Annotated in this window: 10 protein-coding genes and 1 riboswitch; of the genes, 6 read left to right on the top strand and 4 right to left on the bottom strand. The window is 67.9% G+C overall.

The window, feature by feature from the left end:
- The first annotated feature begins 12 nt into the window (after positions 1-12).
- The 3 genes from L5G32_RS09790 (at position 13) to L5G32_RS09780 (ending at position 7,847) form a co-directional block, all read left to right on the top strand.
- On the top strand, positions 13-1,800 hold the full coding sequence (locus L5G32_RS09790; protein WP_237010845.1) for an acetyl/propionyl/methylcrotonyl-CoA carboxylase subunit alpha: 1,788 nt from the start codon (positions 13-15) through the stop codon (positions 1,798-1,800).
- A gap of 25 nt (positions 1,801-1,825) precedes the next feature.
- Positions 1,826-2,188: a hypothetical protein gene (locus L5G32_RS09785; RefSeq protein WP_237010844.1), complete on the top strand. Its 363-nt coding sequence runs from the start codon at positions 1,826-1,828 to the stop codon at positions 2,186-2,188.
- Positions 2,189-2,396: 208 nt separating this feature from the next.
- Positions 2,397-7,847 carry an ATP-binding protein gene (locus L5G32_RS09780; protein WP_237010843.1) on the top strand — a complete coding sequence of 1,817 codons (5,451 nt, stop codon included), beginning with the start codon at positions 2,397-2,399 and terminating at the stop codon, positions 7,845-7,847.
- A 38-nt stretch (positions 7,848-7,885) separates the two neighbouring features.
- On the opposite strand, the gene L5G32_RS09775 is transcribed toward L5G32_RS09780, so the two are convergent.
- Positions 7,886-8,803: a mechanosensitive ion channel family protein gene (locus tag L5G32_RS09775; RefSeq protein WP_237010842.1), complete on the bottom strand. Its 918-nt coding sequence runs from the start codon at positions 8,801-8,803 to the stop codon at positions 7,886-7,888.
- 378 nt (positions 8,804-9,181) lie between these two features.
- Positions 9,182-10,798 carry a PucR family transcriptional regulator gene (locus L5G32_RS09770; RefSeq protein WP_237010841.1) on the bottom strand — a complete coding sequence of 539 codons (1,617 nt, stop codon included), beginning with the start codon at positions 10,796-10,798 and terminating at the stop codon, positions 9,182-9,184.
- A 104-nt stretch (positions 10,799-10,902) separates the two neighbouring features.
- Between L5G32_RS09770 and L5G32_RS09765 the strand changes: the two genes are divergently transcribed.
- The 3 genes from L5G32_RS09765 to metE all read left to right on the top strand — a co-directional run bounded on the left by L5G32_RS09765 (position 10,903) and on the right by metE (position 18,879).
- Complete coding sequence (locus L5G32_RS09765; protein ID WP_237010840.1) at positions 10,903-14,439, top strand: proline dehydrogenase family protein; 3,537 nt, start codon at positions 10,903-10,905, stop codon at positions 14,437-14,439.
- A gap of 228 nt (positions 14,440-14,667) precedes the next feature.
- A complete protein-coding gene (gene putP, locus L5G32_RS09760; RefSeq protein ID WP_237010839.1) occupies positions 14,668-16,206 on the top strand; it encodes a sodium/proline symporter PutP in 1,539 nt (512 codons plus the stop codon).
- Positions 16,207-16,248: 42 nt separating this feature from the next.
- Positions 16,249-16,465: riboswitch (cobalamin riboswitch) on the top strand.
- A 134-nt stretch (positions 16,466-16,599) separates the two neighbouring features.
- Entirely contained in the window at positions 16,600-18,879 is a 2,280-nt protein-coding gene (gene metE / locus L5G32_RS09755; RefSeq protein ID WP_237010838.1) for a 5-methyltetrahydropteroyltriglutamate--homocysteine S-methyltransferase, read from the top strand.
- A gap of 111 nt (positions 18,880-18,990) precedes the next feature.
- On the opposite strand, the gene L5G32_RS09750 is transcribed toward metE, so the two are convergent.
- Both L5G32_RS09750 and L5G32_RS09745 read right to left on the bottom strand, forming a co-directional pair.
- Positions 18,991-22,380 (bottom strand): pyruvate carboxylase, encoded by a 3,390-nt coding sequence (locus L5G32_RS09750; RefSeq protein WP_237010837.1) that lies wholly within the window; start codon positions 22,378-22,380, stop codon positions 18,991-18,993.
- Between the two features lie 59 nt (positions 22,381-22,439).
- Positions 22,440-23,564: a bifunctional 2-methylcitrate synthase/citrate synthase gene (locus L5G32_RS09745; RefSeq protein ID WP_237010836.1), complete on the bottom strand. Its 1,125-nt coding sequence runs from the start codon at positions 23,562-23,564 to the stop codon at positions 22,440-22,442.
- Positions 23,565-23,566 lie beyond the last annotated feature (2 nt).

Below are 23,566 nucleotides of genomic sequence, written 5' to 3'. Positions count from 1 at the left end.
CCAGGAGAGCCAGTGTCAAGTTCGATCACACAGACGACCATCAAGAAGGTTCTTATCGCCAACCGCGGCGAGATCGCGGTTCGCGTGATCCGCGCCGCGAAGGACGCAGGCATCGCCAGCGTCGCGGTATACGCCGAGCCCGACGCTGACGCACTGTTCGTCAGGCTCGCCGACGAAGCCTTCGCTCTCGGCGGCCAGACGTCCGCCGAGTCGTACCTCGTGTTCGACAAGGTGCTCGACGCGGCAGCCCAGTCGGGCGCCGACGCCATCCACCCGGGCTACGGCTTCCTCTCGGAGAACTCCGAGTTCGCGCAGGCCGTCATCGACGCGGGTCTCACGTGGATCGGTCCGTCGCCGGAGAGCATCCGCGATCTCGGTGACAAGGTGACTGCTCGCCACATCGCCGAGCGCGCCAAGGCCCCGATGGCTGCCGGAACCAAGGATCCGGTCGGCGGAGCCGACGAGGTCGTCGAGTTCGCCAAGACCTACGGCGTCCCGGTCGCCATCAAGGCCGCGTTCGGCGGCGGCGGTCGCGGCATGAAGGTCGCGCAGACCGTCGAGGAGATCCCCGAGCTGTTCGAGTCGGCGACCCGCGAGGCCGTCGCCGCTTTCGGTCGCGGCGAGTGCTTCGTCGAGCAGTACCTCGACCAGGCGCGTCACGTCGAAGCACAGGTCATCGCCGACCAGCACGGCAACGTCGTCGTCGCAGGCACTCGCGACTGCTCGCTGCAGCGCCGTTTCCAGAAGCTCGTCGAGGAGGCCCCCGCGCCGTTCCTGACCGACGATCAGCGCTCGCGCATCCACGACTCGGCCAAGGCGATCTGCCGGGAGGCCGGCTACTATGGCGCGGGCACCGTCGAATACCTGGTCCAGGGCGACACCGTCTCGTTCCTCGAAGTCAACACGCGCCTGCAGGTGGAGCACCCGGTCACCGAGGAGACCGCGGGCATCGACCTGGTCCGCCAGCAGTTCCGTATCGCCGAGGGCAAGGAACTGACGATCACCGAGGATCCGACCCCGCGCGGGCACTCCTTCGAGTTCCGCATCAACGGCGAGGACGCAGGCCGCGGCTTCCTGCCCGCCCCCGGTCCGATCAGCACCTACCGCGAGCCGACCGGCCCGGGCGTGCGCGTCGACTCAGGCGTTCGCGAGGGCGACGTCATCGGCGGCCAGTTCGACTCGATGCTCGCCAAGCTGATCGTCACCGGCGAGAACCGCCAGCAGGCGCTCGAGCGTTCGCGTCGCGCACTCGCCGAGTTCCAGGTCGAAGGTCTGGCCACGGTCCTCCCGTTCCACCGCCACATCGTCTCCAACCCCGCCTTCATCGGTGACGGCGAGAAGTTCGACGTCTACACGAAGTGGATCGAGACCGACTGGGACAACACGATCGAGCCCTACGCGGGCGCCGAGCCGATCGAGGACGACGCCGAGCCGCGTCAGAAGGTCGTCGTCGAGGTCGGTGGACGCCGCGTCGAGGTCTCGCTGCCCGGTGACCTGAACCTGAGCGGCGGTGGCTCCGCGAACGGCGCCATCCGCAAGAAGCCGAAGGCCCGTACCCGCACCAAGGGCGGCGGCAAGGCGGCCTCCGGCGACGCCGTGGCCGCGCCGATGCAGGGCACCGTCGTCAAGGTCGCCGTCGCCGAGGGCGACACCGTCGAAACCGGCGACCTGGTCGTCGTGCTCGAGGCCATGAAGATGGAGAACCCGGTGACCGCCCACAAGGACGGTGTCGTCACCGGTCTGTCGATCGAGGCAGGCGCCCCGGTCACCCAGGGCACGGTCCTCTTCGAGATCAAGTGACGATCGCCGAGCAGCACTGACGTTCATGGAGCCGGTCGAAGTCTTCGCAGGGGCGTGGTATCTCCGCGCACTGCGAGACGACGACCGGCTCTCTGACGTCGGGGCGCTTGCGCTGTTCGACATCGCCGATCCCGCCGACTACGTACGTGCCGCGAACGACGGGTGGGCCGACGAGTCTCGGTTCGTCTGGGCCGTGTGCGTCCCGACGACCGGCGAGACCGTCGCCCTGATCGGCGTCGTCCCGACCGGCGACGACACCGCCGACCTGGTCGGCGTCGCCCGTGACGGACACGCCGACGCACTCGACGACGCGTCCGGCCCGGTGGCTCGTTTCGCCGAGGGCGCGCTCGGCCTGACGACCGGCGCCCTGTCCGATACTCGCCCGTAGCCGCACCCCTACTCGCGCGTAACAGTGCTGCGGGCCCCGATATCGCCTGCTACCAGCAAGTAAGGGTTTCTTGTCACACCCGAAAGGGTGGCCGTCAGCACACCGAACTTGCGACAATCGTCCACGGCACTGTGTCGCGTCGCTCCTGCCGAGCACACGACCTACCCGTCAGCCCGACCCGACTTTCCCCCACAGCAAGGAGCTCTGCGTGTTCAAGCGCATCGCGATCGTGAACCGAGGCGAGGCCGGCATGCGCCTCATCAATGCCGTTCGAGACCTCAGTGCCGAGACCGGTGAGTCGGTCGAGGTGGTCGCCCTGCACACCGATGTGGACCGCACCTCCACCTACGTCCGCGAAGCGGACATCGCGTACGACCTCGGTCCGGCGTCTGCGCGCCCCTACATCGACATGGCGGTCCTCGAACGCGCACTGGTCGAGTCGGGCGCCGACGCGGCGTGGGTCGGCTGGGGCTTCGTCGCCGAAGATCCGGCGTTCGCCGAACTGTGCGACCGCATCGGCGTCACGTTCATCGGCCCGTCCGCCGAGGCGATGCGCAAGCTGGGCGACAAGATCGGCGCCAAGCTGATCGCCGAAGAAGTCGGAGTCCCGGTGGCGCCGTGGAGCCGCGGACCGGTCAACGACGTCGAAGAGGCCAAGGCGGCCGCGGCGCACATCGGCTACCCGCTGATGTTGAAGGCGACCGCGGGCGGCGGAGGCCGCGGCATCCGCAAGGTGTCCGACGACAGCGAACTCGTCGACGCGTACCAGCGCACCCGCGAGGAGGCCGAGCGCGCCTTCGGCAGCGGCGTCGTCTTCCTGGAACGTCTCGTCACCGGAGCCCGCCACGTCGAGGTCCAGGTGATCGCCGACGGGCAGGGCACCGCATGGGCTCTCGGCGTCCGCGACTGCTCGGTGCAGCGCCGCAACCAGAAGGTCATCGAGGAGTCGGCGTCGCCGGTGCTCACCGACGAGCAGGCCGACGAGGTCAAGACCTCTGCCGAGCGCCTCGCGAACGCGGTCGGCTACCGCGGAGCCGCCACCGTCGAGTTCCTCTACCACCCGGGCGAGAAGCTGTTCGCCTTCCTCGAGGTCAACACCCGCCTGCAGGTGGAACACCCGATCACCGAGCTCACCAACAGCTTCGACCTGGTCCGTGCACAGCTGCACGTCGCGTCCGGCAACACGTTGGAGGGCGAGAAGCCCGTCGAGCGCGGACACGCCATCGAAGCCCGCCTCAACGCCGAAGACCCCGACCGCGACTTCTCCCCCGCCCCCGGACGCATCGCCCGCCTGAGCCTGCCGACCGGCCCCGGTATCCGCGTCGACACCGGCGTCAGCGAAGGCGACACGATCCCCGCCGACTTCGACTCGATGATCGCGAAGGTCATCGCCTACGGTCGCGACCGCAATGAGGCGCTCGGCCGTCTGCGCCGCGCGATGAGCCGCACCGGCGTCGTCATCGAAGGCGGCGCGACCAATAAGAGCTTCGTCCTCGAACTGTTGAATCAGCCCGAGGTCATCGACGGCTCCGCCGACACCGGATGGATCGACCGCGTCCGCGACGAAGGCCGTCTCGTCTCCCATCAGCATTCGACGGTCGCGCTCGCCGCCGCCGCGATCGACGCGTACGAGGAGGAGGAGTTCGCCGAGCGGACCCGCCTGTTCGTCACCGCGTCGGGTGGACGCCCGCAGGTGCACCACGAGAGCGGCCGCCCGCTGGACTTCAAACTCCGCGGTGTCACCTACCGGGTGCGCGTCGCCCGCGTCGGCGCGCACCGTTTCCGCGTCGTCGTGGAGGCGGGCGAGGACTCCCGGACCGCCGACGTCGACCTCGAACGCTTCGACACGCACGCCGGTCAGGTCCGGATCAACGGCGTCCGCTACCGACTGCTGACCGACACGTTCGGGCCGATCCACCTGGTGGACGTCGACGGCGTCACCCACCGCGTCAGCCGCGACGAAGGCGGCGTGGTCCGCGCACCGGCTCCGGCTCTCGTGATCGCGACCCCGCTCGAGGTCGGAGCCGAGGTCGAGGCCGGCGATCCCGTGCTCGTCCTGGAGTCCATGAAGATGGAGACCGTCCTGCGGGCGCCGTTCAAGGCGCGCCTCAAAGAGTGCGCGGTCTCGGTCGGCGCGCAGGTGGAGACCGGTGTCGCTCTGCTCCGTCTGGAACCGATCGAAGACGACGCCGAAGGCGCCGAGACGACGTCCGCCGCCGCGGCCCTCGATCTGCCGGACACTCCGGATCCCGTCGGCACCGACGAACTGTTCGCTCGCGGCCTCGAAGACCTGCGCGGTCTGCTGCTCGGCTTCGACGGCGACCCCGCCGACAACGGTCGCCTCCTCGACGATTACCTCGCGGCCCGCGACGACGCCGTCGCGAACGGGTTCGCGCCGCACGAAGCCGAGACCGAACTGGTCACCGTGTTCGGCGACATCTCCGCGCTGTCCGAACAGCGACCGTCCGACGAGTCCGTCAGCGACGCCCGCGTGCACAGCGCCCGCGAGCACTTCCACACGTATCTGCAGAGCCTCGACGTCGACGTCGCAGGCGTTCCCGACCGTTTCCAGAAGAAGCTGTCGTACGCGTTGCAGCACTACGGAGTCGACGAACTCGAACGCACTCCCGACCTGGAAGAGGCCGTCTTCCGGATCTTCCTGGCGTTGGGACGTCAGGCCGCGACGATCCCGGTGATCACCTCGGTCCTGCGCTGCTGGCTGAGCGAGCCCGCCCCCGACCACGCCGACAGCGAGGCGACCGGCCGTTCGCTCGAACGTCTCGTCGCCGCGACCCAGGGCCGCCTTCCTGTTGTCGCCGATCTTGCGCGCGGGGTCCTGCACGCCTGGTACGGCCAGCCGCGTCTGCGCCGCACCCGCGACGCCGTCTACACCCGGGTGCGTGAGCATCTCGCGGCCCTGGACGCCGACCCGAAGGCCGCCGACCGCGCCCAGCGCATCGCCGACATGGTCCGCAGCACCGAGCCGCTCGTGTCGATCCTGAGCGAACGCCTCGAGAACGACGACCTCGACGACGCCGTCATGCTCGAAGTCCTGACCCGCCGCTACTACGGCAACAAGGGCGTCTCGAAGATCGCGTCGCATCGGACCGGTGGATGCACGTTCGTCGTCGCCGAACGCGACGGGTCGACGCTGGTGTCGGTCGCCGCGAGCTTCGACGATCTGGCCGACGCACTGAAAGGCCTCGTCGAGCTGGCCGCGGACACCCCGTCGCTGGACGCCGACATCTACCTGCGGTGGGAGCGTCAGCCCGCATCGTTCGACGAGCGTGCAGCGGCGCTGTACGACGTGATCAGCGCGGGCACGCTCCCCGAGTCGGTGCACCGGATCACCGCGACCGTCGCCGGTCGCGGCGACGACACGATGCATCACCACTTCACGTTCCGCCAGTCGGCGACCGGGTTGACCGAAGACCGGTTGATCCGCGGCCTGCACCCGCATATCGCGCGCCGCATGCAGATGGAACGACTGCGCAAGTTCGATCTGACGCGACTGTCGTCGTCCGACGACGAGGAGGTGTACTTGTTCCGGGCGGTCGCCACGACCAACCCGGCAGACGACCGGCTCATCGCCTTCGCCCAGATCCGTGACCTGACAGCGGTCGCCGACGACGGCGAACTGTTGACGCTGCCGACTGCCGAGACCACGTTCGCCACGTGTGTCGACGCGATCCGCCGTGCACAGACCGAGCGTCCGTCGAACAAGCGGTTCAACACCAACCGCATCGTCATGTACATCTGGCCGTCGATTGACGTGTCGAACAATGCGCTGCGCCGGATCGTCCAGCACACCATCGAGACGGCGTCGGTCGACGGAGCGGGACTCGAAGAGGTCCTGCTGATCGGTCGCCAGCGCGATAAGAAGACTCGCGCGTTGTCGAAGGTCGCCGTGCGGATCACGTTCGATTCGGCAGGCGCCCCGTCGGTCGTGGTCGGCGAGCCGAAAGACGACCCGGTCGAGCCGTTCGACGAATACCGCCAGAAGGTGTTGAAGGCTGCCAGCCGCGGCACCGTCTACCCGTACGAGTTGGTGGACAAGCTCGGTGACTTCACCGAGTACGACCTCGTCGACGACGCCCTGCGCCCCGTCGACCGTCCCAAGGGCGCCAACACCGCGGCCGTCGTCGTCGGTGTCGTGAACACCCCGACCCAGAAGTACCCGGAGGGCGTGCAGCGCGTCGTCATGCTCGGTGATCCGACGAAGGCGCTCGGCGCGTTGACCGAGCCGGAGTGCCGCCGCTACACCGCGGCCCTCGATCTCGCCGAGGAGTTGAGGCTTCCGGTCGAGTGGTACGCGTTGTCGTCCGGCGCCGCGGTCCGCATGGACTCCGGCACCGAGAACCTCGACTGGGTGGCCGCGACGCTCAAGCGCATCGTCGAGTTCACGCAGGACGGCGGCGAGATCAACATCGTCGTCAGCGGCATCAACGTCGGCGGACAGGCGTACTGGAACGCCGAAGCGACGATGCTGATGCACACGCGGGGCATCCTCGTGATGACCCCGGACTCGTCGATGGTGTTGACCGGCAAGCAGGCACTGGATTTCTCCGGCGGCGTGTCGGCCGAGGACAACTACGGCATCGGCGGCTACGACCGTGTGATGGGACCGAACGGCGAGGCGCAGTACTGGGCGCCCGACCTGACGTCGGCGATCGGCATCGTGATGAGCCACTACGAGCACAGCTACGTCGTGCCCGGTGAGGACGCTCCGCGCGTGGCCGTCTCGTCGGACCCCATCGACCGCGACATCTCCGACTTCCCGCACGACGCGGAGGGCAGCGAGTTCGCGACGGTCGGCGAGATCTTCTCGGCGACGGCCAACCCGGACCGGAAGAAGCCGTTCGACATCCGTTCGGTGATGCGTGCCGTGGTCGACCAGGATCTGCCCGCTCTCGAGCGCTGGGCCGGCATGGGCGACGCCGACACCGTCGTCGTCCAGGACACGCACGTCGGTGGCAACGCGGTCACCCTGATCGGCATCGAGTCGACGCCGATCAATCGCCGCGGCTTCCTGCCGACCGACGGCCCGGACACCTTCAGCGCGGGCACGTTGTTCCCGCAGTCGTCGAAGAAGGCGGCTCGCGCGATCAACGCCGCCAGTGGGAACCGCCCGGTAGTCGTGTTGGCAAACCTGTCCGGCTTCGACGGATCGCCGGAGTCACTGCGCAAGCTGCAGTTGGAGTACGGCGCCGAGATCGGTCGAGCGATCATCAACTTCGACGGTCCGATCGTCTTCTGCGTCATCTCCCGCTACCACGGCGGTGCGTTCGTGGTGTTCTCGAAGGCACTGAACCCGAATATGACGGTGTTGGCGATCGACGGCTCGTTCGCCTCGGTTCTCGGCGGGGCTCCCGCGGCGGCCGTCGTCTTCGCAGGCGAAGTCGGTATGCGCACAGAGAAGGACCCGCGCGTGCAGAAGCTCGCCGAGCGGGCCTCCGACGTGTCCGGCCCCGAGCGCGCTTCGCTGACCGCCGAACTCGACGAACTGCGCACCTCGGTGCGCGCGGAGAAGATCTCGGCGATGGCAGCCGAGTTCGACGGCGTCCACGACATCCACCGCGCTGTCCGCGTCGGTTCCGTCGACGCCGTCATCGCGGCCGCCGACCTCCGTCCGCAGATCATCGCGGCGATCACCCGGTAACCCCGACCCCGCTCGCCGGTCGAGCGGAGTCGAGACCCCTACCGCGGCCCGGCGAGCGCCTCGCCCCACGACTGCATCGGCATCTTGATCGACTCGCGGTCGAAGTCGCCGAGGACCCGGTTGCGCAGATGGCGTTGCACGCCCCACTGCGCGCCGGGTTTGGTCGTGACCGTCATCCGCAGCATCGCGTGCGACGACGTGACCTCCTGGACGCCGAGCATCTCCGGTTCGCCGAGGACTTCGGCGGCGATCTCGGAGTCGCGGGCGCCGCGCTGAGCAGCGCGCAGGGCGACCTCTTGCGCCCGGTCCAGGTCGGCGTCGACCGCAACGGGCACCTCGAGGCGGGCGACGGCGAAGTCCTGACTCATGTTGCCGACCCGTTCGATCTCGCCGTTGCGGATGTACCAGAGAGTGCCGTCCACGTCGCGGACGGTGGTGATGCGCAGTCCGACGGATTCGATCTCGCCGATCACTTCGCCGAAGTCGGCGATGTCGCCGACGCCGTACTGGTCTTCCATCATCATGAAGACGCCGGACACGATGTCGGCCACCAGGTGCTGGGCGCCGAAACCGATCGCCAGTCCGATGATCCCGGCCGATGCGATGAACGGCGCGATGTTGACGTCGAGTTCAGCCAGGACGGTCAGCACCAGCCACACGAGGATCACGACCGACACTGTCGATTTGAGGACCGAACCTATCGTCTTGGCGCGTTGTGTCCGACGGGCGTTAGCCTTGGGCGTTCGGGCGGCCGACCGCTCACGCAGGCCCTTGATCAGACGCGGCCCGCCGTCCTCGCGGCCGACCCGCGGCCGGGTCACCCGGTCGATGAGGCGGAACAACAGCCACCGGATCACCACTGCGGCGACGATGAAGCACGCGATCCTGATCGGGGTCTCGATCAGCCACTCTCGGTTGGTCTCCGTCCATTCGAATGCGAGTGATTGAGTACTCATGACCTCGACCGTACGGATGTCCCGGCCCGTTCTGCTGCCCCCTCAAGGGTCCTCGGATCTCGTGCGGCACCATACCCTGCACGGATGCCGCAAATATGATTGTTCATACACCGCCCCCGTGGCACGTGGGGCTCAACCAGCCACACAACCTCGATCTGTCTGTAGTTGGTTGAGCCGCGCCGAAACCCCTCACAGGAGCACACCAGGGGCTTCGACTCGCTCCGCTCGCTCAACCAACCACAAAGACTCGCCCCCGTAGCTGGTTGAGCCGCGTCAAAACCCTCACACGAACACGCCTGGGGTTTCGACTCGCTCCGCTCGCTCAACCAACCACACAAAGACCACCCCGTAGCCGGTTGAGCCGCGTCGAAACCGCGCTCAACCGGCGGTAGACCGGCGGCGATCCAGCATCGCGAGTTGCAGCGAGGTGAGCAGCCGCTCGGCGGGATCGTCCAGGTTCAGGCCCGACACCTGCCGGGCGCGATCGATGCGATAGCGCAGCGTGTTCGGGTGGACGCCGATTCGGTTGGCCGCGTCGCGGACGTTGCCGTGGGCGTCGAGGTAGGCGCGCACGCTTTCCTCCAGGTGCGCGGCGCGGTCGGTGTCGTACTCGACCATCGCCGTGACACGCGGGTCGACGAGGTCGGCGCGGCCTGCGACCGCGTCGAGGATCTCGCCCATCAGTACGGCGGTGCGTGCTTTCGCCAGGGTCGTCACGCGATCGACCCGACCCGAGCCGGTCGCCGCGAAGACGCGGTCCACCTCGCTGCGCGCTCGGGAGACCTCGGCGAGACCGTCGACGGGAAAGACGACAGTGGCGTGCAGTCGCGCGCCGTCGAGAGCCGGATCGCCGTCGAACCGGGCCACCAGCGTTCCGACCCACCGGGTCACCGGCGCGACGTCGGCCGCGGGCAGCACGATGTACGCACGGTCGTCGATCACCGTCGTCAGCGCCGACGCCGCATACGCGCTCGCGTGCAGACGCAGCGCTCCGCCCACTGCTCCGATGGCCGATCGCGCCGCTGCTCCGCCTTCCGAGGCCACGCCGATCACCGCCGCGCGTTCATCGACCGCCCATCCGAGGTAGGCGCCGGCCGACGACGCGTCGACCCCGCCGTGTTCGCCGAAGAGTCGTTGCAGCAGTTGTGCTTCGGCCGACGGCGCCTGTATCGCCCGCGTCAGAATCCGCGAGGCGACCGACGCGGCGCCGGTGAGCACGTCGGCCGAGTCGGCAGCGAGTCCGGTGGCCCCTTCCTGCACCCAGATGGAGCCGAGGTGTCGGCCCGTACCGCTGTGCACACCGATCACCAACCGGCGGCGCATCGCGTGGTCGTCGTCGGCGGGTACGTCCACCACTTCGCCGCCACGGCGAATCGCGTCGAACACACCCCACTTGCGAAGCAGCGCAAGGTACGTCGGCGGCCCCTCCCGGCCGAGGATCGTCTGTACGCGCAGATCGTCGGCCTCGCCGTTCGACGGCGAGTACGCGAGCACCCGCGCGCTCGTCGCGTCCTCGATCGACACGAGTCCGCCGGTGCCCCGCGCCACCAGTGCGACCAGTCCGACGAGGTCGACGTCGACCGGCGCGTCCGGACCGCCGTCCTGCGCCACCGATTCGCGTCCGCGGTGCAGGTCGGCCTGCACTATCCCCACGATCCGGTCCCATCGTGCTCGAGCGTGCACGCCGACCACCGCGACGCCCGACTCGTCGACGACCGGCTCGGCCTGGGCCGGTCCGACGAAGGCCTTGGTCAGGATCGCTCGCGGCCCGTCACCGGACCTGGTCGCCAGCCATTCGCGCACGCCGTCCGCGTCCACGCCGACGAGAATCACGAGGTCGGTCGTCGTGTCCGCACGTGCCGCGATGTCGTCTGCGTCGATCATCGACACGTCCGCGACCCGGACGTCGGCGGCCTCGCCGAGCACCGCCCAGTCGACCGCGGTGTCGAGTGAGTCGACAACCTCCCTCAACGACATCACCTCGGTCTCCGCCATATCCGCATTCTGTCAGCAGGTTCAGACAATCCGACAACTATTCACCGAAACTCTTGTGTGAATGCACGAGGCCGCCGCCATCTCTGCGGGCTGTACTGACAGACATGACCACTGCGCACGACTCCCAGCACCACACGGTCGAGAGCGACCTCGCTGATCTCGCCGATCGCACCCGCCTGCAGGTGACCCGGTGGCTCACCGACGCCGGTGCGCACTCCGCCCGTCCGCACGCCTCCGCACGACGTCTGGCCGCCGTCCTCTCCGACCCGAAGGGACTCGACTTCACCGTCGGTTTCGTCGACCGGGTGATCGGCACCGAGGACACCGCGGCCGCGGGAACCGCGCTCGCCGAGATCGTCGCCGACGCACCGGACTCGTTGAGCGCACTCGACCGCCTCCAACTCCGTTCCGGTGCAGTTCTCTCGAGGCGGTTCCCGAGGCTGGTGATCCCGGTGGCTCGCGCGCGGATGCGCGCGATGGTCGGACACATGATCGTCGACGCACGCGAGAAGCCGTTCGCGAAAGCGGTGAAGACTCTGCGCGCGGGCGAACACCGACTGAACGTCAACCCGCTCGGCGAAGCCGTCCTCGGCGACGGCGAGGCCGACAACCATCTCGCAGACGCACGCGCACTGCTTCGCCGCGACGACGTCGACTACGTCTCGATCAAGGTGTCGTCGATCGCGTCGCAGATCTCCATGTGGGCGTTCGACGAGACCGTCGACTACGTCGTGGAGCGCCTGGTCCCGATGTATCGCGAAGCCGCGGCCGCCCCCGCAGGCAGCAAGTTCATCAACCTCGACATGGAGGAGTACCGCGACCTCGAGTTGACGATTGCGGTGTTCACCCGACTCCTGTCGATGCCCGACCTGCATCACTACGAGGCGGGGATCGTCCTGCAGGCCTACCTGCCCGATGCGCTCGGCGCCATGCAGCGCCTCGCCGCTTTCGGAGCCGAGCGGGTCGCGACGGGCGGCGCAGGCATCAAGGTTCGGCTGGTCAAGGGCGCGAACCTGGCGATGGAGTCCGTCCACGCCGAGGTCGCGGGCTGGCCGAAGGCGACGTGCACATCGAAGGCCGCAACGGACGCCAACTACAAACGTGTCCTGCACTGGGTGTGCACGCGCGACCGGATGGCCGGACTCCGCCTCGGCGTCGCGGGCCACAACCTGTTCGATATCGCCTTCGCTCACCTGGTCGCCGACTCGCGCGGCGTCGCCGACCGGGTGGAGTTCGAGATGCTGCAGGGCATGGCAACCGAACAGGCCGAAGTCGTGAGCGCCGACGTCGGCCGCCTGCTGCTGTACGTGCCGACGGTGAAACCCGCGGAGTTCGACGTCGCGATCTCGTACCTGGTCCGGCGCCTGGAGGAGAACGCGGCGTCGGAGAACTTCATGTCGGGCATCTTCGATCTCGCGCCGGGCAGCGACGTCCACCGTCGGGAGGAGGACAGGTTCGGCGCTGCGGTCGACGGCCTGCGGCGGACGCTCGACGAGCACGGTGAGACTCCCCCACCGCCGAATCACCGCCAGAACCGCGCCGCCGAGGAGACGGCCGAGCCGACGCCGCTGTCCGGCGAACTCCCGCCGTTCACGAACGAGCCCGACACCGATCCGGCTCTGCCCGCGAACCAGGCGTGGGCGCGTGCGGCGATCGTCCGCAGCGCCGCACCCGGATGGCTCGACGCGCAGAGCGTCCCGCCCGTGGTCGCCGCGTCCGCGATCGACGGCCTCGTCGAACGCGCTCGCGCCGCCGCCGTCGAGTGGTCGGCCCGCCCCGCAGCCGACCGCGCCGCCGTCCTGTACCGCGCTGCCGGCCTCTTGGCACGCCGCCGAGGACACCTCGTGTCGATCGCCGCAGCCGAGGCAGGCAAGTCAGTCGCGCAGTCGGACCCCGAGATCTCCGAGGCCATCGACTTCGCCCGCTACTACGCACATCAGGCGCTCGAACTCGACCGCGTCGACGGCGCCGCCTTCACGCCGGACCGGGTGATCGTCGTGACGCCGCCGTGGAACTTCCCCATTGCCATCCCCGCGGGCGGGACGTTCGCCGCACTCGCAGTCGGAGCGGCCGTCATCCACAAACCGGCAGCGCCCACGCCTCGATGCTCGACGGCGGTGCTCCAGGCCCTGTGGGACGCGGGCGTCCCCCGCGACGTGTGCCAGGGAGTGTTCCCCGACGAAGGCGCCGCCGGTCGGGCCCTCATCAGTCACCCGAACGTCGACCACGTCATTCTGACGGGAGCCTCCGACACCGCAGCCCTCTTCCAGTCGTGGAACAGGGAACTGAAGGTCAACGCCGAGACCTCCGGCAAGAACGCGATGGTCATCACCCCGTCCGCAGACCGCGACCTGGCGATCGCCGACCTCGTCCACAGCGCGTTCGGCCATGCAGGCCAGAAGTGTTCGGCCGCCTCACTCGGCATCCTCGTCGGCAGCGTCTACTCGTCCGAACGATTCCGCAGGCAACTCGTCGACGCCGCGTCGTCGATGGTCGTCGGATGGCCGACCGATCTGTCGGCGACTGTCGGGCCGCTGACCGAAGCGCCGAGCGACAAGTTGATTCGCGCGCTCACCACGTTGGAGCCGGGCGAGTCGTGGCTGTTGAAGCCCCGCGCGCTCGACGACACCGGGCGGCTCTGGTCGCCGGGCATCAAGGACGGCGTCGCGCCGGGGTCGTTCTTTCACCTCACCGAGTGCTTCGGACCGGTCCTCGGGCTGATGCGCGCCGACGATCTCGACGAGGCGCTGGCCCTGCAGAACGCCACGGACTTCGGGCTCACTGCCGGCCTGCACTCGCTCGACCCCGACGAGGCCAGGGCATGGCTCGGCCGCGTCGAAGCGGGCAACCTCTACGTGAACCGCGGGATCACCGGGGCCATCGTCCGCCGCCAGTCGTTCGGCGGCTGGAAGCGTTCGTCTGTGGGGCTGGGCTCCAAGGCCGGCGGCCCGAACTACCTGATGCTGTTGGGTACGTGGACCGACGCGCCCACGGACGTCTCGTCGTCGGCGACGCCCGAGCCGCCGCGCACACCGGCCATCGCCGCGTTCGCGCGATCGGCCGCGTCCACGCTCACCGACGCCGAGCGCGCCTGGCTGTCGCGGGCCCTCGCCGACGACGACCGCGCCTGGGCCGCCGAGTTCGGGGCGGGCCGCGACGAGACCGGACTGAGTTCGGAGGCCGACGTCTTCCGGTACCGCCGCGCCGACGTCGTTCTGCGCGTGTCCCACGACGCGGGCGCCGCCCCCACCGCTCGACTGCTCGCCGCCGCAGCCCGCTCAGGAGCCCGCGTGCAGGTCAGCGTCGCACCCGACGCGAGCCCGGCGACGATCGAGACCGTACGGTCGGCCACGGCGCTCGGCATCTCGGCGGCGTCGGCGTCCGACGCCGAGTTCGCCGCGTCGATCCCCGCGATCACCGCTCCGCGGGTTCGGCTCGTCGGCTCCGCGTCCGACACCGTCGTGGACGCGATCGCCGCGCGAGCCGACGTCGTCCTCCTCGACGACGCCGTGACGTCGTCGGGCCGCGTGGAACTGCGCTACTGGCTCACCGAACAGGCCGTCTCGATGACGTTGCACCGCTTCGGGAATCCGAACCGACCGTTCCACCGGCTCGCCGCAGAACTGACGATGCAGAACTGACGGCGCCGGACCGACTCCCCTGCCCGACGCTTCGTGCGTTCGCACGAATACTGTGGCCTCGATTCGTTCGGACCCACATCCCGGGTCCGACTGTGGGACGGCAGAATTTGCCGGACGACGAGATGCGGATCACATACTGTTCAAAGTCGTACCGCCGTTCACGGCGGATGACCTGACGAACCAGTCGATCGGCAGCCGCGTCTCCGACGAACATAAGAGGGAGTCCCGATGTCAGTAGCGCCAGACGGCGAAGCGTTCCGGATCTTCGCCGTCGTCCTGTACTTCGTGGCGATGCTCGGCATCGGCTTCTACGCCTACCGAAAGACCAAGAACAACCTCGACGGGTACATGCTCGCCGACCGCGGTCTCAAGCCGTGGATCGCCGCGTTGAGCGCAGGCGCGTCGGACATGTCGGGATGGCTGCTGATGGGGCTGCCCGGTGCGATGTACCTGTCGGGCCTGTCTGAGGCCTGGATCATGATCGGTCTCCTGGTCGGCGCGTGGGCCAACTGGAAGCTCACCGCGCCCCGGCTGCGCGCCTACACCGAGGTCGCAGGCGACGCGATTACCATCCCGAGCTTCTTCGAGACACGTCTGCGCGACACGTCCCGCATCCTCCGGATCACGTGCGGCGTCATCATCCTGGTGTTCTTCACGTTCTACGTGTCGAGTGGCATGGTCGCCTCCGGCAAGTTCTTCGACAGCGCGTTCGGCGTCGACTACACCGTCGGCATGCTGATCGTCGCGGGCGTGACGATGCTGTACACCCTGTTCGGCGGCTTCCTCGGCGCGTCGTTGACCGACGTCGCCCAAGGCGTTCTGGTCGTGATCGCACTGTTGGCGGTGCCGATCATCGGCATCATCGACCTGGGCGGCGTCGGCGCGACCATCGACGGTGTCCGCTCGGTCGACCCAGACGACCTGAGCTTCTTCGCAGGCAGTTCGGTCATCGCGATCATCTCGTCGGCGGCCTGGGGTCTCGGCTACTTCGGGCAGCCGCACATCATCGTGCGTTTCATGGCGCTGCGCTCCCCCGCGGACGCAGGCACCGCCCGCCGCATCGGCATCGCGTGGATGTTCGCGTGCGCGCTCGGCGCCGTCGGCACCGCTCTGGTCGGCATCGCGTACTTCGCCGTGCACCCGACCGATGCTCCCGACGACGCCGAGACCGTCTTCCTCGCGTTGTCGCAGATCCTGTTCCACCCGTTCATCGCGGGTCTGGTCCTGGCCGCGGTGCTCGCCGCGATCATGTCGACCATCTCGTCCCAGCTGATCGTCTGCTCGTCGGCGCTGATCGAGGACCTGTACAAACTGGTCGCGGCCAAGACCGGACGACGCGAACTCAGCGACATCACCTACGTCCGACTCGGCCGACTCGGCGTCCTCGCGATCGCGGTGATCGCCGCGGTGCTCGCGATCTCGCCGTCGAACAGCATCCTGGACCTCGTGGCCTTCGCGTGGGCGGGCTTCGGCGCCGCTTTCGGTCCGGCCATCGTGCTGTCCCTGTACTGGCGCCGACTCACCACGTGGGGCGCCCTCGCCGGGATCGTGACGGGCGCGGTCGTCGCCTACGCGTGGGGCCAGTCGTGGTTGAGCGACGACATGTACGAGATCGTGCCGGGCGTCGTCGCGAGCTTCGTCGTCGCGATCGTCGTCAGCCTGTTCACGTACCGTCCCAACGCGGAGATCGACGCCGAGTTCGACGCCGCGAAAGCGCTGGCCAAATCGGGCGGCAAGGCCGAATCGGCCGTCGACGCCAGGGTTTGACGCACGCAGTCTCGCGAATGTGAAAAGCGCTGCGCCGCCGTTAGACTGGGGTTCGCGACAGGTTCGCCCGGCGGTTGTTCGCTCGGGCGTCGAGAAGAGGGAATCCGGTGTGAATCCGGAGCTGACCCGCAGCGGTATGTCGGAACGACCGCCGTCACATGCACTGGATCCGATCAATCGGGTCTGGGAAGCGACGACCAGTAGGAGCGCGTAGCGCACGCCGACAAGCCCGAAGACCTGCCTGACGTACCGGGTGCGCCGCGCTCGGTGGCTGTCCGCCTCGTGGATCAGGCGATGACTCCGTCACGGGTTCGAGCGTGCTCGCACCCGGGTCGGAACCCATTTGCTGTCGGGCGACGGTCGTCAACACTGTTTGCAGGAGAAGAAGCACACATGTCCGTCGACACGACGACACACACTGCCCAACCGTTCACTGCGACCGTTCCGGGCACCGCCCGCATCGGTGCGAATAGAGAACTCAAACGAGCCGTCGAAGCCTATTGGGCCGGGCGTTCGGATCGCGCGGCCCTCGAAGCTGTCGCCGTCGACCTACGAGCGACGAGCAGGCGTGGCCTGACCGGCACCGGCATCGACTCTGTTCCGGTCAACACGTTCTCTTACTACGACCAGGTGCTCGACACCGCGGTGATGCTCGGAGCGCTACCGCAGCGCGTCGAGGCGATCAGCGACCCCCTCGACCGCTACTTCGCGGCCGCACGCGGCTCCGACGACGTGACGCCACTCGAGATGACCAAGTGGTTCGACACAAATTACCACTACATCGTCCCGGAGATCGGCCCCGACACCGCGTTCACGCTCGACGCGACCAGAGTTCTGACCGAACTCGCCGAGGCAACTGCCGACGGGGTCGACGGGCGACCGGTGGTGGTCGGGCCGATCACGTTCCTCGCCCTGTCGAAGGCCGTCGATAACGCCGCGGCTCCGTTGACGCGACTCGACGAGGTCGTCCCGCTGTACGTCGATCTTCTCGGGCGTCTCGCCGAGGCTGGTGCCCAGTGGGTGCAGATCGACGAGCCGATTCTGGTGACCGACACCGTCGAGAACCTCCCGGCTCTCGCCGAGAGCGTCTACTCGACGCTGTCTGAGGCCCGTTCGCGACCGTCGATCCTGGTCCAGACTTACTTCGGTGACGCGCGAGAGTCGCTCGGGGCGCTCGGCCGCACCGGTGTGGAGGCCGTCGGCGTGGACCTCGTCGCAGGCGGCGTCGAGAGCGTGAGGTCTGCCGGGCTCGGCGGCAAGATAGTCGTCGCCGGTGTCGTCGACGGTCGCAACGTGTGGCGGACCGATCTCGACGCTGCGCTCGGCGTCCTAGAATCGCTGCGCGGATCGGTCGGGTCGCTCGTGGTGTCGACGTCGTGCTCCACGCTGCACGTCCCCTATACGCTGGCTGGCGAGGACGGCCTGGACAATACCCTCCGCGGCTGGCTCGCGTTCGCGAGCGAGAAGCACGCCGAGGTCGTCGCGCTGGCGCGCGCGTTCGCGAACGGTCGCGCCGACCAGGCCGACGTGTTCGATGCTGCAGCCACTGCACTCGCGAGCCGAGCGGACGACCCGAGGCTGCACGTCGACGCGGTCCGCGCTCGCCTGACTGCGCTCACATCTGCAGACTGGACCCGTTCGGACTCGGCGGCACGGCGCACCGTGCAGGACGCGGCGTTGAACCTGCCGACCCTGGCCACCACGACGATCGGTTCGTACCCCCAGACTACGGACATCCGCAAGGCCCGTCAGGCACTGCGCACCGGGACGATCGACGCCGCCGAGTACACCCACCACATGCAGGCGGAGATCGCCGATGTCATCGCGCTCCAGGAGCAGGTCGGTCTCGACGTCCTGGTGCACGGTGAACCCGAGCGAAACGACATGGTCCAGTACTTCGCCGAACAGCTCGACGGGTTCTTCGCGACCGTGAACGGCTGGGTCCAGTCGTACGGTTCGCGGTGTGTCCGTCCGCCGATTCTGTTCGGTGACGTCGTCCGTCCCGCGCCGATGACTGTCGACTGGTTTGCTTACGCGCAGTCGTTGGCGTCCAAGCCGGTCAAGGGCATGCTCACGGGGCCGGTCACCATCCTCGCATGGTCGTTCGTCCGCGACGACCAGCCGCTCGCCGACACTGCAAAGCAGGTCGCTCTCGCGATTCGTGACGAGACCGTCGACCTGGAGCAGTCGGGTGCGGCGATCATCCAGGTCGACGAACCCGCGTTGCGTGAACTCCTGCCGCTGCGTGCCGCCGACCGTGCCGCCTACCTCGACTGGGCCGTCACCGCGTTCCGGTTGTCGACAGCGGGCGTCGGCGACGCCACTCAGATACATACGCATCTGTGCTATTCGGAGTTCGGCGAGGTCATCGGTGCCATTGCCGACCTCGACGCCGATGTGACGTCGATCGAGGCGGCCCGCTCGCACATGGAGGTCCTCGCCGACCTCAACGGTATCGGGTTCGCCAACCAGGTCGGTCCGGGCGTCTACGACATCCATTCGCCGCGCGTGCCCGCGGCCGACGAGGTCACCGCGTCGCTGCGCGAGGCCCTCGCCGCGGTTCCGGCCGACCGCCTGTGGGTCAATCCCGACTGCGGGCTCAAGACCCGCACCACCGGTGAGGTCACCGAGGCGCTGACCAATATGGTCGCCGCCGCGCACGCTGTGCGCTAGCCGCACCCTCAGTTCGGTCGTCACACACTCAATGCGTCTTAGCAGCCTGGGCCCAAGCTGCTAAGACGCATTGATGTTGTACAGCGATATCTCAGGCTGCGGCGACGGCTCTCACGCCAGCTCTACCAACAGGTCGCCGGACGCCACCTCCGTCGCGCCGGCGGGCACCACACGAGACACCGTGCCCGCAACCGCGCTCGTGATGGATGCCTCCATCTTCATGGCCTCGATCGTCGCGACGGTTCCGCCCTCCGCGATCGCCTCGCCGACCCCGACCGTCACCGTTGCGACGCCTGCGAACGGTGCGGCGATCTGCTTGGGGTCGTTGTGGTCGGCCTTCTCCACTGCGGCGACTGCCGGGTCCACCCCCCGGTCACGGACCGAGACCGACCTCAACTGTCCGTTGACTGTCATCAAGACCGTCCGCAGGCCCGTCTCATCGGGTTCGCTGACCGCCTCGAGCGAGATCAACAACTCGACCCCGGGACGCAGCTTCACTCGGTGCTCGAATCCCGGTTGGAGACCGTAGAAGAACTGATGTGCGGGCAGCCGAGAGGTGTCGCCGAACGTCTCGAGATGACTGTGATAGTCGGCAGTCGGCTCGGGAAACAGCAGACGATTGAGCACGTCCCGACGGATCGGCCCCGGAGTCGTCAACGATTCGAGATCGTCGGCAGTCAGTTCAGGGTCCGGGCTGCGCCGAGCCCGTCCAGCCAGGACCGACGTCCGCAACGGCTCCGGCCGGCCTGCGGCCGGCTCGCCGAGCTCACCGTTCAGAAAGCCGATCACCGAGTCCGGGATGTCGTACGCCGACGGGTCAGCCGCGAACTGCTCTGCGCTCGCCCCTTGCGCAACGAACGCGATCGCCAGATCTCCGACCACCTTCGACGACGGTGTCACCTTGACCGGACGCAGAAGTAGTTCGTTCGCGGCGGCATATGCGTTCTCGACCGCTTCGAAACGATTGCCGACCCCGATCGAGATCGCCTGCTGGCGAAGATTCGACAATTGGCCGCCCGGTATCTCGTGCCGGTAGACCCGCCCAGTCGGCGCCGGGATTCCCGATTCGAACGGCGCGTACTCGCGCCGGACCGCCTCCCAATACGGTTCCATCGCGCACACCGCATTCAACGAGATCCCGGTATCGTGCGGGGTGTTCTCGGCGGCAGCGACGATCGCCGACAGCGACGGCTGGCTCGTTGTGCCCGCGAGCGCTGCGCTGGCGCCATCCACTGCGTCCGCACCCGCCTCCCACGCCGCGAGATACGTCGCGAGTTGACCGCCCGGAGTGTCGTGGGTGTGCACGTGTATCGGCAGGTCGAAATTCTCGCGGAGCGCCGACACCAGGGTTCGAGCTGCTGCCGGGCGGAGCAGGCCGGCCATGTCTTTGATCGCGAGCACATGTGCGCCTGCGTCGACGATCTGTTCCGCAAGACGCAGGTAGTAGTCGAGGGTGTATACGTTCTCGCCCGGACTCGACAGGTCACCGGTGTAGCTCATCGCGACTTCGGCGACGGTCGTCGCGGTCTCCCGCACCGCGTCGATCGCCGGACGCATCGCGTCCACGCTGTTGAGCGCGTCGAAGATCCGGAAGATGTCGATTCCGGTGTCGGCGGCCTCCCGAACGAACGCGGCAGTCACCTCCGTCGGATACGGCGTGTACCCGACGGTGTTCTTCCCTCGCAATAGCATCTGTAGACAGATGTTCGGGACGGCTGCTCGCAACCGCGCCAGGCGATCCCACGGGTCTTCTTTGAGGAACCGCAAAGCGACGTCGTAGGTCGCACCACCCCAGCACTCGATCGAGAGCAGTTCGGGCGTCGTGGCCGCGACGTAGGGCGCGGCGACCGAGAGTCCGCTCGTCCGCACCCGTGTCGCCAGCAACGACTGGTGTGCATCGCGGAAGGTCGTGTCGGTGACCGCGAGCGGTCGCTGGTCACGGAGGGCACCGGCGAATCCCTCCGGTCCGAGTTCTGACAGACGTTGTCGTGAACCGTCCCGAGGGCTCCGCAACTCTTCTCGGGTCAGTACCGGCAGCTTGGTATGGGGGTCCACCGGCGTCGGCAACGGACCGTACGGCTGGTGGACCGTCACGTCGGCCAGATACGACAGTAGCTTGGTGCCCTTGTCGTCGGACGGACGAGCAGTGACCAGGTCCGGCCGGTCCTCGATGAACGACGTCGTGATCCGGCCGGCACGGAAGTCCGGATCGTCGAGAACCGACTGGAGGAACCCTATGTTCGTGGTGACGCCGCGTATCCGGAACTCGGCGAGCGCACGGCGCTCACGGCGGACCGCGGTCGCGAAATCTGATCCACGACAGGTCAGTTTGACGAGCATCGAGTCGAAGTGACCGGTTATCTCGCTGCCGAGTGCGGCGGCCCCGTCCAGTCGGACACCGGCTCCACCCGGCGCGCGATACGAGGTGACGCGTCCGGTCGCGGGCCGGAAACCGTCGGCCGGGTCCTCAGTGGTGATCCGGCACTGCAATGCGGCACCGCGGATCACGATGGATTCCTGACTCAGTCCGAGGTCAGTGAGCGATTCTCCGGCGGCGACTCGCAGCTGTGCGGCCACGAGGTCGACGTCGGTGATCTCCTCCGTGACTGTGTGCTCCACCTGAATGCGCGGGTTCATCTCGATGAAGAAGTGCTGTCCACGCTCGTCGACCAGGAACTCAACGGTGCCGGCGCAGCTGTAGTCGATCTGCTTCGCGAAGGCGACGGCGTCGGCGCAGATCTTCTCACGGAGCGCGGGATCGAGGTCGGGCGCAGGCGCGATCTCGACGACCTTCTGATGTCTCCGTTGGAGGCTGCAATCACGCTCGAAGAGGTGAACGACGTTTCCCTCGGTGTCAGCGAGAATCTGCACTTCGATGTGACGAGGATTGACGACGGCCTGCTCCAGGAAGACCGTCGGATTGCCGAATGCCGACGCCGCTTCACGAGACGCCGCACCGATCGCCTCCGGCAGGTCCGCGATGTCGGCGACCCGCCGCATCCCACGCCCGCCTCCACCGGCGACCGCTTTCACGAACACGGGGAACACCATGTCCGCCGCTGCCGACAGCAGGTCGGCGACGTCCGACGACGGCTGCGAACCGGTGAGGACGGGCAGGCCCGCCGCGTGCGCCGCGGTCACCGCCTGCTGTTTGTCACCCGTGAGGTCGAGTACATGCGCGCTCGGGCCCACGAACGTGATGCCGTCTCGAGCGCAGGCTGCAGCGAGTTCCGGGTTCTCGGAGATGAAGCCGTATCCGGGATAGACCGCGTCGGCACCGCACTCACGCGCCACGCGCATAACCTCCTCCACGTCGAGGTAGGCCTGCACGGGACGGCCCGTCTCGCCGATCCGATACGACTCGTCGGCCTTTCCGCGGTGGATGCAGTTGCGGTCTTCCTCCGGATAGACCGCAACGGTGGCCGCCCCAAGTTCGTAGGCGGCCCGGAAGGCTCGCACTGCGATCTCACCTCGGTTCGCGACCAGTACTTTGGCGAACATGGTGTCGTTCGGTCCTTTCAGTGGGGTTGACCCCAGTCGGGCTGCGAGAGAGATTCGCGTCAGGCCGGGACGCTGCGCTGCTGCGGCCCGTTATAGGCCGACAGCGGACGGATCAGTGCGTTGGACGCGGCCTGTTCCATGATGTGAGCCGTCCACCCGGTGATCCGGCTCATCACGAAGATCGGCGTGAACGCCCCGATGTCGAAGCCCATCAGGTGGTATGCGGGGCCGGTCGGGAAGTCGAGGTTAGGCAGGATTCCCGTACGCGAGGTCATCTCGTCTTCGAGTTCGCGGTAGATTCGCAGCCACTTGTCGTTCCCGAGATACTCGGACACCTCGACCAGCGCGTCGTACATGGTGGGAACGCGCGAGTCGCCGTTCTTGTAGACGCGGTGGCCGAAGCCCATCACCTTGTCCTTCGCGTCGAGCTTGGTCGTCAGCCACGGGCGAGCGCGGTCGGGAGTGTCGATGTCGATCATGTCGTACATGACGGCCTCGTTCGCTCCACCGTGCAGCGACCCCTTCAGCGCGCCGATGCCCGCGGTGACGGCGCTGTACATATCCGATCCAGTCGACGTGACGACGCGGGCCGAGAACGTCGACGCGTTGAAACTGTGTTCGGCGTACAAGACCATGGATTTCTCGAATGCGCGGACGATCACCGGGTCCGGGGTCTCGCCGAAGCACATCGTCAGGAAGTTCTCGGCGTAGCCGAGTCCGTGATGCGGCTCGATCGGATCGAGCCCACGACGCCGCCGCAGGTCAGCTGCGACGATCGTCGGGAGGATGGCGAACATCCGCTGAGCCTTGGCCATCAGCGTCGCCGGATCGGCGGCGTCTTCGTCGGGATCTTCGGTCCCGAGATAGCTGATCATCGTGCGGACGACATCCATCGGATGGCAGGTGTCCGGCGTCCGAGCGAGCACCGACCGAGCCGATCGATCGAGCCGTCTACTGGCCCGCTCACGCTGCGTGAACTGTGCCAGCTGGGAGTCGGTCGGGAGTTCGCAGTACCAGAGCAGGTAGGCGACCTGCTCGAACGAGCAGTTCGCGGCCAGGTCCTGCACGGCGTAGCCCCGGTAGGTCAGCGAGTTGGTCTCGGGCACCACTTTGGAGACGGCTGTCGTATCGACGACGACCCCGGCGAGCCCTTTGTAGACGGTGGGGGTGGTTTCTGTGGTCATGG

The sequence above is a fragment of the Gordonia zhenghanii genome (assembly GCF_021738965.1).
Taxonomy (GTDB): Bacteria; Actinomycetota; Actinomycetes; order Mycobacteriales; family Mycobacteriaceae; genus Gordonia; species Gordonia zhenghanii.
This window is presented reverse-complemented; position numbering and strand designations above follow the sequence as displayed.

What these genes read in the sequence shown, in the direction of transcription:
- L5G32_RS09745 (WP_237010836.1), bottom strand. Translation starts at nt 23,564, where the DNA reads ATGACCACAGAAACCACCCCCACCGTCTACAAAGGGCTCGCCGGGGTC.
- metE (WP_237010838.1), top strand. Translation starts at nt 16,600, where the DNA reads ATGTCCGTCGACACGACGACACACACTGCCCAACCGTTCACTGCGACC.
- L5G32_RS09785 (WP_237010844.1), top strand. Translation starts at nt 1,826, where the DNA reads ATGGAGCCGGTCGAAGTCTTCGCAGGGGCGTGGTATCTCCGCGCACTG.
- L5G32_RS09775 (WP_237010842.1), bottom strand. Translation starts at nt 8,803, where the DNA reads ATGAGTACTCAATCACTCGCATTCGAATGGACGGAGACCAACCGAGAG.
- L5G32_RS09750 (WP_237010837.1), bottom strand. Translation starts at nt 22,380, where the DNA reads ATGTTCGCCAAAGTACTGGTCGCGAACCGAGGTGAGATCGCAGTGCGA.
- L5G32_RS09770 (WP_237010841.1), bottom strand. Translation starts at nt 10,798, where the DNA reads ATGGCGGAGACCGAGGTGATGTCGTTGAGGGAGGTTGTCGACTCACTC.
- putP (WP_237010839.1), top strand. Translation starts at nt 14,668, where the DNA reads ATGTCAGTAGCGCCAGACGGCGAAGCGTTCCGGATCTTCGCCGTCGTC.
- L5G32_RS09765 (WP_237010840.1), top strand. Translation starts at nt 10,903, where the DNA reads ATGACCACTGCGCACGACTCCCAGCACCACACGGTCGAGAGCGACCTC.